This window comes from Consotaella aegiceratis (genome assembly GCF_036541425.1).
Lineage (GTDB): Bacteria > Pseudomonadota > Alphaproteobacteria > Rhizobiales > Rhizobiaceae > Consotaella > Consotaella aegiceratis.
In genome coordinates, this window is sequence record NZ_JAZHFT010000015.1 from 1 (window position 1) to 14073 (window position 14073).

General features: G+C 64.8%; 10 protein-coding genes and 1 tRNA gene. 3 read left to right on the forward strand and 8 right to left on the reverse strand.

What is annotated here, in order from left to right; all coding sequences use genetic code 11:
- Positions 1 to 188 precede the first annotated feature (188 nt).
- Positions 189 to 1550, reverse strand: coding sequence for a trigger factor (gene tig, locus SMD10_RS11960; protein ID WP_331685928.1), 1362 nt, complete (start codon positions 1548 to 1550; stop codon positions 189 to 191).
- A gap of 485 nt (positions 1551 to 2035) precedes the next feature.
- Positions 2036 to 2120: transfer RNA gene (locus SMD10_RS11965), tRNA-Leu, on the reverse strand.
- A 370-nt stretch (positions 2121 to 2490) separates the two neighbouring features.
- On the opposite strand from SMD10_RS11965, the gene SMD10_RS11970 reads away from it, so the two are divergent.
- Positions 2491 to 2634 carry a DUF1127 domain-containing protein gene (locus SMD10_RS11970; RefSeq protein ID WP_331685929.1) on the forward strand — a complete coding sequence of 48 codons (144 nt, stop codon included), beginning with the start codon at positions 2491 to 2493 and terminating at the stop codon, positions 2632 to 2634.
- 681 nt (positions 2635 to 3315) lie between these two features.
- Positions 3316 to 4698, forward strand: a complete 1383-nt coding sequence (gene trmFO / locus SMD10_RS11975) for a methylenetetrahydrofolate--tRNA-(uracil(54)-C(5))-methyltransferase (FADH(2)-oxidizing) TrmFO (RefSeq protein WP_331685930.1) — start codon at positions 3316 to 3318, stop codon at positions 4696 to 4698.
- A gap of 28 nt (positions 4699 to 4726) precedes the next feature.
- On the opposite strand, the gene SMD10_RS11980 is transcribed toward trmFO, so the two are convergent.
- The 4 genes from SMD10_RS11980 to yajC form a co-directional block, all read right to left on the reverse strand.
- Positions 4727 to 5575, reverse strand: coding sequence for a phytoene/squalene synthase family protein (locus SMD10_RS11980; RefSeq protein WP_331685931.1), 849 nt, complete (start codon positions 5573 to 5575; stop codon positions 4727 to 4729).
- Positions 5576 to 5606: 31 nt separating this feature from the next.
- Positions 5607 to 5984, reverse strand: a complete 378-nt coding sequence (locus SMD10_RS11985) for an Mth938-like domain-containing protein (protein WP_331685932.1) — start codon at positions 5982 to 5984, stop codon at positions 5607 to 5609.
- Positions 5985 to 6003: 19 nt separating this feature from the next.
- On the reverse strand, positions 6004 to 8574 hold the full coding sequence (gene secDF / locus SMD10_RS11990) for a protein translocase subunit SecDF (RefSeq protein WP_331685933.1): 2571 nt from the start codon (positions 8572 to 8574) through the stop codon (positions 6004 to 6006).
- A 129-nt stretch (positions 8575 to 8703) separates the two neighbouring features.
- Positions 8704 to 9012, reverse strand: a complete 309-nt coding sequence (gene yajC, locus SMD10_RS11995) for a preprotein translocase subunit YajC (RefSeq protein WP_331685934.1) — start codon at positions 9010 to 9012, stop codon at positions 8704 to 8706.
- Positions 9013 to 9147: 135 nt separating this feature from the next.
- Between yajC and SMD10_RS12000 the strand changes: the two genes are divergently transcribed.
- Complete coding sequence (locus SMD10_RS12000; protein WP_331685935.1) at positions 9148 to 10038, forward strand: ATP-binding protein; 891 nt, start codon at positions 9148 to 9150, stop codon at positions 10036 to 10038.
- An 85-nt stretch (positions 10039 to 10123) separates the two neighbouring features.
- Here the strand turns inward: SMD10_RS12000 and SMD10_RS12005 are convergent, their stop codons facing one another.
- Together SMD10_RS12005 and SMD10_RS12010 are read right to left on the reverse strand one after the other, a co-directional pair.
- On the reverse strand, positions 10124 to 12580 hold the full coding sequence (locus tag SMD10_RS12005) for a penicillin-binding protein 1A (protein WP_331685936.1): 2457 nt from the start codon (positions 12578 to 12580) through the stop codon (positions 10124 to 10126).
- Between the two features lie 231 nt (positions 12581 to 12811).
- On the reverse strand, positions 12812 to 14044 hold the full coding sequence (locus SMD10_RS12010; protein ID WP_331685938.1) for an N-acetylmuramoyl-L-alanine amidase family protein: 1233 nt from the start codon (positions 14042 to 14044) through the stop codon (positions 12812 to 12814).
- Positions 14045 to 14073: the final 29 nt, after the last annotated feature.

Genomic DNA, 14073 nt, shown 5'->3' on the forward strand with positions numbered 1-14073 from the left:
ATAGATGGTTATCGTCCACTATGACCTCCGCTCTTGCCCACTTCGTGGCTCAAGCACGGAGGTTTCTTTTATACGGTGTCGAACCCATCTGCTCCTCCACCAGAGGTGGAGGTTTTTTTCGATGAAAAAAAAGGCCGGCATGGTTAGCCGGCCCCATTATCGTCCGCGACGCTCTGCCGCAAGTGCCGTTACGAGGCGAGCGCAGTCTCGGCGTCTTCGTCCTCCTTCATCAGCTCTTCCTTGCTGACGGTCTTGTCGGTGACCGAAATCACCGTGAGAAGGTGGTCGACGACCTTCTCCTCATAGATCGGCGCGCGCAGGCTGGCGATCGCCTCCGGGTTCTGGCGGAAGTAGTCGTAGATCTGCTGTTCCTGTCCGGGATAGCGGCGAACCTGGTCCATCAGGGCCCGCTGCATCTCCTCGTCGCGCACCTGGACCTCGGCCTTCTCGCCGATGGCCGAGAGCACGAGCCCGAGACGGACACGACGCGATGCCAGGCGCTGATATTCCTCGCGCGCCTTCTCCTCGGTGGTGTCCTCGTCCTCGAAGGTCTTGCTCGCCTGCTCGAGTTCGCGGGTCACCTGGGTCCAGATGTTGTTGAATTCGGCCTCGACCAGCTTCTCGGGCAGGTCGAAGTCGTACTGCTCGTCGAGTGCGTCCAGAAGCTGACGCTTCACCTTCTGGCGCGTCATCTGGCCGTACTGGCTCTCGATCTGCTCACGCACGACCTGGCGCAGCCGGTCGATCGACTCGATGCCCATCTGCTTGGCGAGATCGTCGTTGAGCTCCAGATCGTTGGGCTTGCCGACTTCCTTGACCTTGACCTCGAAGGTGGCCGCCTTGCCGGCCAGATGCTCCGCCGGATAGTCTTCCGGGAAGGTGAGCTCGACCGTCTTGTCCTCGCCGGCGGAGACGCCCTTGAGCTGGTCCTCGAAGCCGGGGATGAACTGGCCCGAGCCAAGCACCAGGTTCGAATTCTCGGCCGCCCCGCCCTCGAAGGGCTCGCCGTCGATCTTGCCGACGAAATCCATGGTGACGCGGTCGCCCTCCTCGGCCGGGCCCTCCTTCGGCTCGTAGGTGCGAGCGTTCTCGGCGATCCGCTTGACCTGCTCCTCGACTTCCTCGTCGGGGATCTCGACCACCGGCCGTTCCACCGCGATGCCGTCTGTCTCCTTCAATTCGAAGGTCGGCAGCGCTTCGTAGGACAGCGTAAAGCGGAAGTCGGACTGGCCGGAGAGCACCTTCTCGGCCTCGGCCTCGTCTTCCGTCATGCCGATCTCGGGCTGCATGGCCGAGCGCTCGTTGCGCTCCGCGATCACGGACCGGGGCGTCTCGTTCAGGATCTGGTTGACGATCTCGGCCATCATGGAGCGGCCGTACATCTTGCGCATATGCGCCATCGGGACCTTGCCGGGCCGGAAACCCTTCAAGCGCACTTGACCCTTGGCGTCGTCCAGACGCTTCTGCAGCCGCTCCTCAAGGTCCGAAGCCGGCACGACGATCTCGATCTCGCGCTTCAGTCCTTCGGCCTTGGTTTCCGTAACCTGCATTGTTCCCAACCTACTTCTTTATAGTGCCTGGGTGCGTTGCCTGACCGCATCCCGATTATGATGAAAGGAGAAGGCGACCTGGTGCGAACGGAGGGACTTGAACCCCACAGCTGTCGCCACAGGAACTGAGCTCCTGTTCCCCCGGTTGGCGGGCCTTGTAGAGCAAGGGGTGACTCCTCGCAAGAGGTCAGGCGGGACCGCGGCGCGATCATGATGTCGGCCGCGTGACGGCGGGACCAATGATACTCAGCCCCGGCGTTTTCCCGTCCACGCGATCCACGATCGGCGACGTGCCGGAAGGTCCGACCTGGACGGACGACGAGGTGGCGGCACGACCGGCGGGTCGATCGAGCTGCTGAGGTACAAGTGGTGGTCGGCTCCCGAGGCGACCTCCGACAGGGCTTCTCGGCGGCATTATTATATGCCGCATTATATGCCGCGGTGGACGCCCGTATATTGCGAGGGCCGGTATGACCCGATCGCGCTGGTGCGGGTGGAGGGACTTGAACCCCCACGGCTTACGCCACAGGAACCTAAATCCTGCGTGTCTACCAATTTCACCACACCCGCATGCGCGGCCCCGGGCCAACGCCGGGAAACGCGGCGGTCTATATCATCCGTCCGGCATGCCTTCAAAGGGCATTCCTTCGAAAGCTGCGGCCTTCCGCCATACCAGTACGTCCGCGCGATTGCGGCAAATCTCTCCGAAGCTTTCAAAGCGCAACGATGCGTGACCGGCTTCGGCCATTCGCCGGTTGGCGGTCAGCGAGCGCAAGCCATTGATTCGCCTGCATCTTGAGCGCTGCGCTGCAATGCACGATCCGCAAAGCTGCCATGCGGCTTCCCGGCTACCACGGGGGCCGGATCGGGCATAGGTTACTGCCAACAAACAAGGATGAGTGCTCAGGCATTCAATCGATTTGAACACTGGAGTGGAACAATGAACCTTCTTCGTTCTTATAGCTCGTGGCGCCGCTATCGTGAGACCTGCAACGAGTTGAACCGGCTTTCGCAGCGCGATCTCGACGATCTGGGCATCGCCCGCACCGAGATCCGGTCGGTCGCACGCCGCGCCAGCCGCTAAGCGGTTACCGTTTCGCAAAGGCCCACCTCCTCCCGGGCCGATGCGATTGACCTGCGAACCTCCTCCCTCGCAGGTCGCCTTTCAGACCCGTCGGCACCGGTCGATAGGTCTCCAAGTTGGGAATTCGTAACGGCCTACCTCCTCCCGGGCCAATACGAAAACACCCGCGGATCCTCCTCCCACCGCGGGGTACCCAAAGCACCTGTCGGATCCTCCCCCGACAGGTGCCCAGTTTCAGAGTTCGCATGGGCCATCCTCCTCCCAGGCCCGTTGCGAAAACGCCCGTGGATCCTCCTCCCACCGCGGGCATCCAAAGCACCTGTCGGATCCTCCCCCGACAGGTGCCCAGTTTCAGAGTTCGCATGGGCCATCCTCCTCCCAGGCCCGTTGCGAAAATGCCCGTGGATCCTCCTCCCACCGCGGGCACCCAAAGCGCCTGTCGGATCCTCCCCCGACAGGCGCTCAGTTCAAGCTTCGCCAAGGTCTTTCCTCCTCCCGGACCGAAGCGAAGCCCGGTCTGCGGATTCTCCTCCCACCGCAGACATTCAAGCAGCGCCTGCCGGTCCTCCCCCGGCAGGCGTTGTCGTTTCTGCAGCCCTTTCACAACCGCCTGCGGCCTTGGCTCGATTTTCCGCGCCCACCGCCCTTCTTTCCGGCGCGCGATGCGCTACAAGCGCGGGCATGACAAAACCGATCCATATCATCGGCGGCGGCCTCGCCGGCAGCGAAGCGGCGTGGCAGATCGCCGAGGCCGGCGTGCCGGTGGTGCTCCACGAAATGCGGCCGCATCGCGCGACCGACGCCCACAAGAGCGATTCGCTCGCCGAACTCGTCTGCTCCAATTCCTTTCGTTCCGACGATGCTCAGTCGAACGCCGTCGGCGTGCTGCATGCCGAACTGCGGCTCGCCGGCTCGCTGGTCATGCGCTCGGCCGATGCGCACCAGGTACCGGCCGGCGGCGCATTGGCGGTCGACCGCGAAGGATTTGCCGGTGCGGTGACGGCGGCGATCGAGGCCCATCCCTTGATCGAACTGCGCCGTGAAGAGGTCGAGGGCCTGCCCCCCGAGGACTGGGGTCAAACAATCATCGCCACCGGACCGCTGACATCGGCGTCGCTGGCCGACGCCGTGCGCCAGGCGACCGGCACCGACTCGCTCGCCTTTTTCGACGCCATCGCGCCGATCGTCCATTTCGAAACCATCGATCTCGACAAGGCCTGGTTCCAGTCGCGCTACGACAAGGTCGGCCCAGGCGGCACCGGCAAGGACTACGTCAACTGCCCCCTCGACAAGGATCAATACGAACGCTTCGTCCAGGCGCTGATCGACGGCGACAAGACCGAATTCCGTGAATGGGAGGGCACGCCCTATTTCAATGGCTGCCTGCCCATCGAGGTCATGGCCGAGCGCGGTGTGGAGACGCTGCGGCACGGTCCGATGAAGCCGATGGGCCTGACCAACCAGCACGATCCCGACGTCAAGCCCTATGCCGTGGTGCAGCTGCGCCAGGACAACGCGCTGGGGACCCTCTACAACATGGTCGGCTTCCAGACGAAGCTGAAATACGGCGAGCAGGCACGCATCTTCAGGATGATTCCGGGCCTCGAGAACGCCGAGTTCGCGCGCCTGGGGGGGCTGCATCGCAACACCTACCTCAATTCGCCCGACCTGCTCGACGGCACGCTGCGCCTCAAGGCCGTGCCCCGGCTGCGGTTCGCCGGCCAGATCACCGGCTGCGAAGGCTATGTCGAATCGGCGTCCGTCGGTCTGCTGGCCGGCCGTTTCGCCGCCGCCGAGGCGCGCGGCACGACGATTGCGCCGCCTCCTGCGACGACAGCCATGGGAGCGCTGCTCGCGCACATCACCGGCGGCCATCTGTCGACCGAGGAGGAAGGCGGCAAGCGTTCCTTCCAGCCGATGAACGTCAATTTCGGCCTGTTTCCGCCGGTCGAGGTGCCGCGCCCCGAGGGTCGCCGCTTCCGCGGCAAGGAGAAGGCGGTGGCCAAGAAGCAGGCTCTGGCCAACCGCGCGCTGACCGACTTCGCCGCCTGGCTCGGTACGTAGCAGGTGTCATAAAGGCGATCGCCGCGCCTCAAGACCTGCGCATGGCCCGCCAATAGGTCCAGAGCCGGACGAAGGGGCCGCCCCCCGCGCTCGGCCTTGTCAGGACCGTCCCGCCATCCGCCTCGATCCGGTCGAGATAACGGCCCGTCATCAGCACCGGCAGGAAGGCCGGGCGCAGGCTCCTGGGCAGCCCTCCGAACGCGTCGATGAAGCGCCGGTGATGCTCGCGCCCGAAGGCGGCCATCGCCGCCACCGCGCGTTCGCCGGCCACGGGATCGCCGCCGAGCAGGGCCTCCGGCTGGCAGCCGGCCGCCTCCAGTATATCCGCCGGGATGAAGATCTGTCCGCGGCTGCGATGCAGCGGCAGAAGCCGCAGCACGCCCGCCGCGACCTGCGCCACGCCGCCGTGGCCGGCGGCTTCCGCAGCCTGTGGCGCAGCCTGCCGGTCGAGCACCATCGCCGCGAGCATGATCAACGACGCCGCCGTTTCTCCGGCATAGCTCTCGAAAGCATGCCGGTCCGGCATCGGATCGTCATAGAGATCGAAGATTCGGGCCTCGACGAAGCGGTCGAAGCTGTCCGGTGGCAGATGAAAGCGTCGGATCGTGTCGATCAACGCCGCCGCCAGCGGATTGCCCTGCCCTGCCTCGCCGGCGCCATCCGGCGCACCGGCAATCGTGTCGCGCCACCATTGCAACCGGATTTCGCCGGGCAAGGGCTGGCTGACGCGCTCGCGCACCTTCGCCGTCTCGATGTTGAAGGCGTAGAGCGCGTTGAGATGGGAGCGCCGGTCTTGCGGAGCGAACAAGGTCGACAGGAAACGGTCGGGATCCTCGTCGCGAACCAGCGTCTCGCTCGGTTGATAGTCGATGCTCATGGCCAATGGTGTCGCGATCGACGCGCGTCCGTCAATCGACGGCGATCAGCGCCGCGGCGACCGGGCGGTTCTCGGCCAGCATCACGTTGAAGGTCCTGACCGCCGCACCCGTCGACATCGGATCGCAGGAGATGCCCACCTGCCGCAGCCGGTCCGCCAGAGCGGCCGGCACACGCCGAAGATCGGTGCCGGTGCCGTAGATCAGAAACCGGATCTGTTCCGCTTCCTCGAAGATCTTCATCAGGCGTTCGCCGGAGAACGGGTTCTCCTGCGTCGCATCCCATCCGTAGACGCCGGATGGCAGGCACAGCAGCGACCCGCGGTGCGACATCTCCGCGAAGCGGAAACCGCCGTTGCCATAGGCATCGATCGGCGCGCGTCCCGGAAAGTGTGCTTCGCGGATCTCCATGATCGAGCCGGCCGGCCGCCTATGCCTTGCCCGCGCCGGCAGCCTCGCCACCGGCCGGTGCGTCGTCGGCCGCCGGCGGCATGACGTCGACGGGCCGCAGCTTGAAGAAGATCAGCACCGGTGCCGCCACGAAGATCGACGAGCCCGTGCCGATGAAGACACCGAAGAGCATGGCCGCCACGAAGGAGCGGATTACCTCGCCACCGAAGAAGAACAGCGCCGCGAGCGCCAGCAGCGTGGTCAGCGAGGTCAGCGTCGTGCGCGACAGCATCTCGTTGTCCGACAGGTCGAGCAGCTGGCCGAGCGGCATCCGCTTGTAGCGGCGCAGGTTCTCGCGCACCCGGTCGTAGACGACGACGGTGTCGTTTAGCGAATAGCCGACGATGGTCAGGATCGCCGCGATGCTCGACAGATTGAACTCGAGCTGCGTCAGCACGAGGAAGCCGAGCGTCAGGATGACGTCGTTGACGGTACAGATGATCGCGCCGAGGGCGAACTGCCACTCGAAGCGGAACCAGATATAGACGAGGATCGCGAACAGCGAGGCGAGAACGCCGATCGTGCCCGCCCAGGCAAGTTCGCCGGATACGGTCGGGCCGACGACCTCGGTGCGCCGGAAATCATAATCCGCCGACAGGGCATCCTGAGCGGCGTTGACGGTGGCGACCTGGCTCGCGTCGCCGCCGCCGTCCTGGGCGCCGATTCGAATCAAGGCTTCGTCGGGCGTGCCGAATTCCTGCACCTGAACGTCGTCCAGTCCGACCTCACCCAGCCGCTGACGGATATCGCCGACGTCCGCATCGCCCTGCTTGGCCTGCACCTCGATCAGTGAGCCGCCGGTGAAGTCGATGCCGAAATTGAGGCCGGCCGTGGCCAGCGCGCCGACGGACAGTGCGCAGAGCACCAGCGATACGGCAAAGAACTGCAAACGCACCTTCATGAAGGGAATGCGCGTCACCTCCGGCACCAGCCGGACGTACTGACGCGGCAGTTCCTTCGGCCGGCGGCGGCGCACCCACTCGGCCACCAGCCAGCGCGTCAGCGTGAAGGCGGTGAACACCGTGGTGACGATACCGATCGCCAGCGTCACGGCGAAGCCGCGCACCGGACCGGAGCCCAGGAAGAACAGGATCACCGCAGCGATCAGCGTCGTGATGTTGGCGTCTATGATCGTCGCCAAGGCCCGCTGGAAGCCGGTGGCGATCGCCGGGATCATCGGTTGACCCTTGCGGTGCTCCTCGCGGATGCGCTCGTAGATCAGCACGTTGGAATCGACCGCCATGCCGATGGTGAGCACGATGCCGGCGATGCCCGGCAGCGTCAGCGTCGCCCCGATCACCGAGAGGATGGCGATCAGCAGGATCACGTTGGCGATCAGTGCGATGTTGGCGATGACGCCGAGGAAGCCGTAGGCCGCCAGCATGAAGACGACGACCAGGATGGCGCCGATGATGCCGGCCATCTCGCCGGCAGCGATCGAGTCGGCACCAAGGCCCGGACCGACCGTCCGCTCTTCGATGATGTTGAGCGTCGCCGGCAGCGCGCCGGCGCGCAGCAGCACGGCGAGATCGTTGGCCGTCTGAGTGGTGAAACTGCCGGAAATCTGCGCCTGGCCGCCCAGGATCGGCTCGCGGATGTTGGGCGCGGAGAGCACCTTGTTGTCGAGCACGATGGCGAAGGGCCGCCCCACGTTCTGCTGTGTCACCGCGCCGAAGCGCTGCGCCCCGCGGGTATCGAAGCGGATGTTCACCACGGCTTCGTTGGTCTGGCTGTTGAATCCGGCCTGAGCGTCGGTCAGGTTCTCGCCCGACACCATCACCTGTCGCTTGACCACGATCGGCTGGTTGTCGTCGGCCGTGTAGAGCAGTTCGGAATCGGCCGGCACGCGGGTTGCGCCGCGCGCCACGTCGTCCCCCGAAACCGTGAGATCGACGAGCCGGAAGGTGAGCTTGGCCGTCTGATTCAGCAGCGCCTTCAGGCGTGCGGGATCCTGCAGGCCCGGCACCTGGACCATGATCCGGTCGGTGCCCTGGCGCTGGATCTGCGGCTCGGTCGTGCCGAGTTCGTCGATGCGCCGCCGCACCACCTCGATCGACTGGTCGACCGCGGAGGACACACGATAGTCGATGCCCTGATCGGTCAGGCCGAGGCGGAAGGTGCCCGATTGCGGCTGCGAGATTTCGACTTCGGTGATCGAGCCGCCGCCCAGCAGACCGCCCGAGACCGGCTGCGCCAGTGCACTCAGCGCCTCGCGCGCCGCGTCGATTTCGGACGTATCGCGAAGCGTGACCTCCACGGCATTTCCGCTGGTGCCCAGTCCGGTATATCCGACGCGCGCATCGCGCAGCGCCTGGCGGGCGTCGTCACGCAGCGTCTGCAGATGTTCCGCGATCAGCGACGCACGATCGACCTCCAACAGGATGTAGGAGCCACCCTGGAGATCGAGACCGAGCGTCACCTGATCCTGCGGCACCCAGGAGGGCAGCGAAGAAAGCTGCTCGCGGGTGAACAGGTTCGGCGCCGCCAACACCACACCGGCGAGGATCGTCAGCCAGATGAGGACGGTCTTCCATCGCGAAAAATAAAGCATCGGAGATCCGAAAATACCGACCGCCCGGCGCCACCGGCCCGGCAGGTTCGTCGTTCATCATTGTCGGTCGGCGCGACCGCTCACCGGCCGCCGCGCCGTGCATTCGGCAGAAACGCGCGGGGCGCTCGCCTATTTCGCGTTCGCCGCGGCGGGCTCGCCCTTCACCCGGACGTCGCTCACCATGCCCTGGAGAACACGCACCTTGACCTGCTCGGCGATCTGCACTTCCAGTTCGCCATTGTCCAGGACTTTGGTCACCTTGCCGATCACGCCGCCGCCGGTCACGATCGTGTCACCGCGGCGGATCGCCTTCAGCATCTCCTCGCGCTTCTTCACCTGGGTGCGCTGCGGCCGAATGATCAGGAAATACATGATCACGAAGACCAGCACGAAGGGGATGATCATCGAGAAGGCTTCCGCCCCCGAGCCAGCATTCATCGAACACTCCTTGAAAAACAACCCCGCAGCGCGGGCCTTTACGTGGTGCGCGGAATATACGAACGGTGGGTGTGAATGCAACAGAAGCGGCGCCGCACGGTGACTCCCGATGCGCGCCAACCGCTGGAGACCGGCATGGACAGAGACGTAGCGATCCAATTTCACCAGACGCTGCAGCGGATCGCGGTCAGCCTGGAACGGCTCGTCCCCGCCGCGCCGCCGCCTGCGGATCTCGATGCCGCCGACTGTTTCGTATTCGAGCCTCCGGCAAGACTCGCGCCGGTATCGCGCGTCAGCCGGGTGGAGATCGGCCTGCTCAAGGCGATCGACCATTGTCGCGAGATCCTGCTCGCCAACACACGGCGTTTCGCCAGCGGGCTGCCCGCCAACAATGCGCTCCTGTGGGGCGCCCGCGGCATGGGCAAGTCGTCGCTGGTCAAGGCGGTTCATGCCGCGGTCAACGACAGCCGCGATCCCGGCGCGCCGGCTCTCAAGCTGATCGAGATCCATCGCGAGGATATCGCCGAGCTGCCGGCCGTGCTGCAGATCGTGCGACAGGCCCCCTACCGCTTCCTGCTGTTCTGCGACGATCTGTCCTTCGACGGCAATGACACGTCCTACAAGTCGCTGAAGGCTGTGCTGGAAGGTGGCGTCGAGGGCCGGCCGGACAACGTGCTGTTCTACGCCACCTCGAATCGACGACACCTTCTGCCGCGCGACATGATGGAGAACGAGCGCTCCACCGCCATCAACCCGCACGAGGCGGTCGAGGAAAAGGTCTCCCTGTCCGACCGCTTCGGCCTCTGGCTGGGTTTTCACAACTGCAGCCAGGACGACTACCTCGCCATGGTCGAGGGCTATCTCGACGCCCACCACCTGCCGATCGATTTCGCCGAGATCCGAGGCGAGGCGCTGGAATGGGCCACCACGCGCGGCAGCCGGTCGGGCCGCGTGGCCTGGCAGTATGTCCAGGATCTGGCCGGACGGCTGGGCCGGACCTTGTCGGACGCTCCGCGCGACGCTTGAACGAGATCGCGCCGGACCAAACGACACGGTCCGAAAGGCGCTGCCTTCCGGACCGTGATGACTCTGAACGGTGAATGGCCGGCCGTTAAAACAGGCCGCCCGCTCCCTGCGAGATCGCTTCCTGCGTCTGTTGCGAGACGCTGGCCGAGAAGCCCTCGCCTACCGGGCTGTCGCCGATGACGGCGTAGGTGTCCGACGGGCCGGTACCAGGTTTGAAAGCTTCCATGATGACATTGGAGCCACTGCCGCTGGCCGCCATGCCGGTGGTGCGGTCGACAGCCATGACCGTCATGCCCTCCGGCATCTGGAAATCGACGACGGGCTCCCCCTTGACCGCGTCTTGCATGAAGTCGAGGAAAACGGGCGCTGCCAACACGCCGCCGGTCGCGCCCCGCCCCATGGGTGTGGGCTGATCGTAGCCAATGAAGACGCCTGTAACGAGATTGGGCGTGAAGCCGACGAACCAGGCATCCTTCTCGTCGTTGGTCGTCCCCGTCTTGCCGGCGACCGGGACGCCGAGTTGGCGCACGACCGTCGCCGTACCCCGTTGGACCACATCTTCCATCATCGAGGTGATCTGATAGGCCGTCATCGGATCGAGCACCTGCTCGCGATTTTCAACCAGTTCCGGCTCAGGCTGGTTCTCCCAGTCTGTCGCGTTGCAGTCCTCGCATTGGCGATTGTCATGCTTGTAGATCGTCTTTCCGTAACGATCCTGAATACGGTCGATCAATGAGGGCGCGATCGAGCGACCGCCATTGGCGATCACCGAATAGGCGGAGACCATCCTCAGGACCGTCGTTTCGCCCGCTCCAAGCGCCATCGGCAAGTATGGCTTGAGATGATCGTAAAGGCCGAATTTTTCCGCGTATTGGGCGACCAGGTCCATACCCACCGCCTGTGCGAGCCGCACGGTCATAAGATTTCGGCTGTGAACGATGCCGAAGCGCAGGGTCGATGGGCCGGCAGGCGCCTCGTTGCCGTAGTTGGACGGTTCCCAAACGCCTCCCCTGCCATCCGAAATGGAGATCGGCGCGTCGAGGATGACCGAGGCCGGCGTGTAGCCGTTGTCAAGCGCTGTGGCATAAACGAACGGCTTGAACGAGGAGCCCGGCTGGCGATAGGCCTGCGTGGCCCGGTTGAATTCCGACTGATCGAAGGAAAAGCCGCCGGACATGGCCATCACCCGCCCGGTGTGCGGATCCATCGCGACCAACGCACCCTGTACCTTCGGCGGCTGCCGCAGCAGATAGCCGTCGCCATCCGCCTTCTTCTCGACGAAGACCACGTCGCCGGGCGAAAGCACGTCGTCGGCACCGCCGACGTTGCGGCGGTTGCCGTCGATGTTCAGATGCAGCGCCCACTTCATATCCGAAAGCGCAATCTTGCCGAGCGTGCGCTCGTCACTGAGCTCGCCGCTGACCTGCCGCTCTGGCTCCAATCCTATGGTCGCGCTGCCGTGATCGGCCTCCAGCACCACGGCGAGGCGCCACTCCGGCACGTCCGCGAAACCTTTGATATCGCCGAACGACTCGCCCCAATCCGTGCCGACCTCGACCGTCTTGTAGGCGCCGCGATATCCCCTCGCCTCGTCGAACTTGATGAGGCCATGCTGGAGCGCCTTGCGCGCCTCCACCTGAAGGTTGGGATCGAGCGTCGTGCGGACGGACAGGCCGCCCTCGTAGAGATCATCCACGCCGTAGCGGTCGATGATCTCGCGCCGTACCTCCTCGGTGAAATATTCGCCGGCGAACAGATAGGTGCCGGACGGCCGCGGATGGATATCCAACGGCTGCGCCTTCGCCTCGGTGGCCTCATCGGCGGTGATGAACTTGTTTTCGGCCATCTGGTCGATGACCCAGTTGCGCCGCTCGATCGCCCGATCCCTGTGATTGAACGGATGATAGTTGTTCGGCGCCTTGGGCAGAGCCGCGAGATAGGCGGCCTCCGCGATGGACAGCTCGTTGACCGACTTGTCGAAATAAGCGAGCGACGCCGCCGCCACGCCATAGGAGCCGAAGCCCAGGAAGATTTCGTTGAGGTAGAGCTCCAGGATCTGATCCTTGGAGTAGGCTTGCTCGATCCTCAGCGACAGCACGGCTTCCTTGATCTTCCGGTCGATCGTCCGGTCGGCGGTCAGAAGGAAGTTCTTGGCGACCTGCTGGGTGATGGTGGACGCGCCTACCAGCCGGCGATCGGTGCCGAGATTCTGGATGTTCGTCATCACTGCGCTGGCCAGGCCGAAAACGTCGATGCCCGGATGGCTGTAGAAGCTCTTGTCCTCGGCCGCCAGGAAGGCGTCCTTGACGCGGGTCGGAATCGCCTGGATCGGCAGGAACAGCCGGCGCTCCTTGGCGTATTCCGCCATCAGCGAACCATCGGACGCGTGGATACGCGTCGTCACCGGCGGCTCGTACTCGGCCAGCACCTGATAGTCGGGAAGTTCCTTGGTCAGGGCATGGACGTACCAGGCCACCCCAGCGGCGGCGATCAGTGCGAAGATCGTTCCGATCCCGAAGATGTATCCGATCAGCCTGATCATGAACTCTCCATCCACATCGCCCGCGTTCGGGCCCGCTCCAACCGAAGCCGCATTCAAGCGCCGGTGCAGTGTCGACGAGGGACGTACCCTCCGTCTACCGGTCGCGACCAGTCCGCGACCCCAATAACATATTGCTGTTTTGCCTCAGGAATACGGCAACGGCGTGGTTGCGCCCCCGATGCAGCGCCCGTCTCTAGCACCTGTGGCCGAAGCGCAACAACCGTCTTTCGTCTAGTTCTTCTGAAGGTCGGCGAGAGCCGAGCGATGCTCCAGAAACGTCAGCGCCGCATCGGCGATCGCGGCTGCCGTGCCTTCCTGCCATTCATCCGAGGCCAGCAGCTTCTCGTCCTGGTCGTTCGACAGGTAGCCGAGTTCGACCAGAACCGAAGGAACATCCGGCGCCTTTAGGACACGAAATCCGGCGGACCGCTTGGGATTGTTGATGAGCCGCACGTCGTGGGTGCGCAGCGTGTCGACCAGATCGTCCGCGAAGCGCTCCGAAAACGCCTCGGTTTCGCGCCGGGTGAGGTCCAGGAGAATATCGAACACCTCGGGCTGCTCCTGCTGCCATTCCGGACCGGCAAACCGGTCCGCGGCATTCTCGCTGGCCGCGATTTGGCGGGCGAGAGCATCCGATGCCTTGGCCGACAGCGTATAGACGGTCGCGCCTCGAAGATCGGCATAGCGAATCGAATCGGCATGGACCGAGATGAAGAGGTCGGCTCCGGCCCGGCGGCCGAATTCCGCGCGTTCGGACAGGGGAATGAACTTGTCCGTCTCGCGCGTCAGCACGGCGTCGATTTCGCCGGTCTTTTCCAAAGCATCGCGCAGCACCAGCGCGAACGCCAGATTGATGTCCTTTTCCTGGGTTCCGTCCTTCTTGCCGATCGCGCCGGTGTCGATGCCGCCATGGCCCGGATCGACGACGACGGTGAAACGGCGGCCTTCGTCGGCCACGCCGTCGTCCGCCTCCAACGTCACCGGCCGGATCGTCTGGCGGGCGAACGCCTCCTGGAATTCCGCCTCGGTGGCCGGGGTGAGCGTCAACGACAAGGCCGACGGATCGTCCTCTACCGGCTTCAGGTCGGCGGTGACCGGATGCTTCAGATAGAAGATGAAGCGATAGCGATCCGGCGGAACGAGCCCCTGCTGCAGTTTGTCGACCAGCGGATTCTCGGGCATCGCCGCATCGCCCGCGGCCGACAGCGTCTCGGGAAAGTCGACGGCGATCCGGTCGGGATGGCGCATCAGAATGAGCCGCGCCTTCGCATCGCCCTGCACCGCGAACCGGCCTGTAAAACCGTCGTCCTCAGCCGAAAGAGCCAGGTCGGTGACGATCGTGGCGTCCGCCGCGGCCAGGCTCGGCAGAGGTCGAGCAGCCACCAGGGCGGCCGCCAGCGCGATCAGAACCACCATCAGCGGCGGCAGGCCCGGACGGCGGGGAAATATGATTCGATGGGTCATGCGGTCTGGCATCGGCTCGTGCGGTTCGT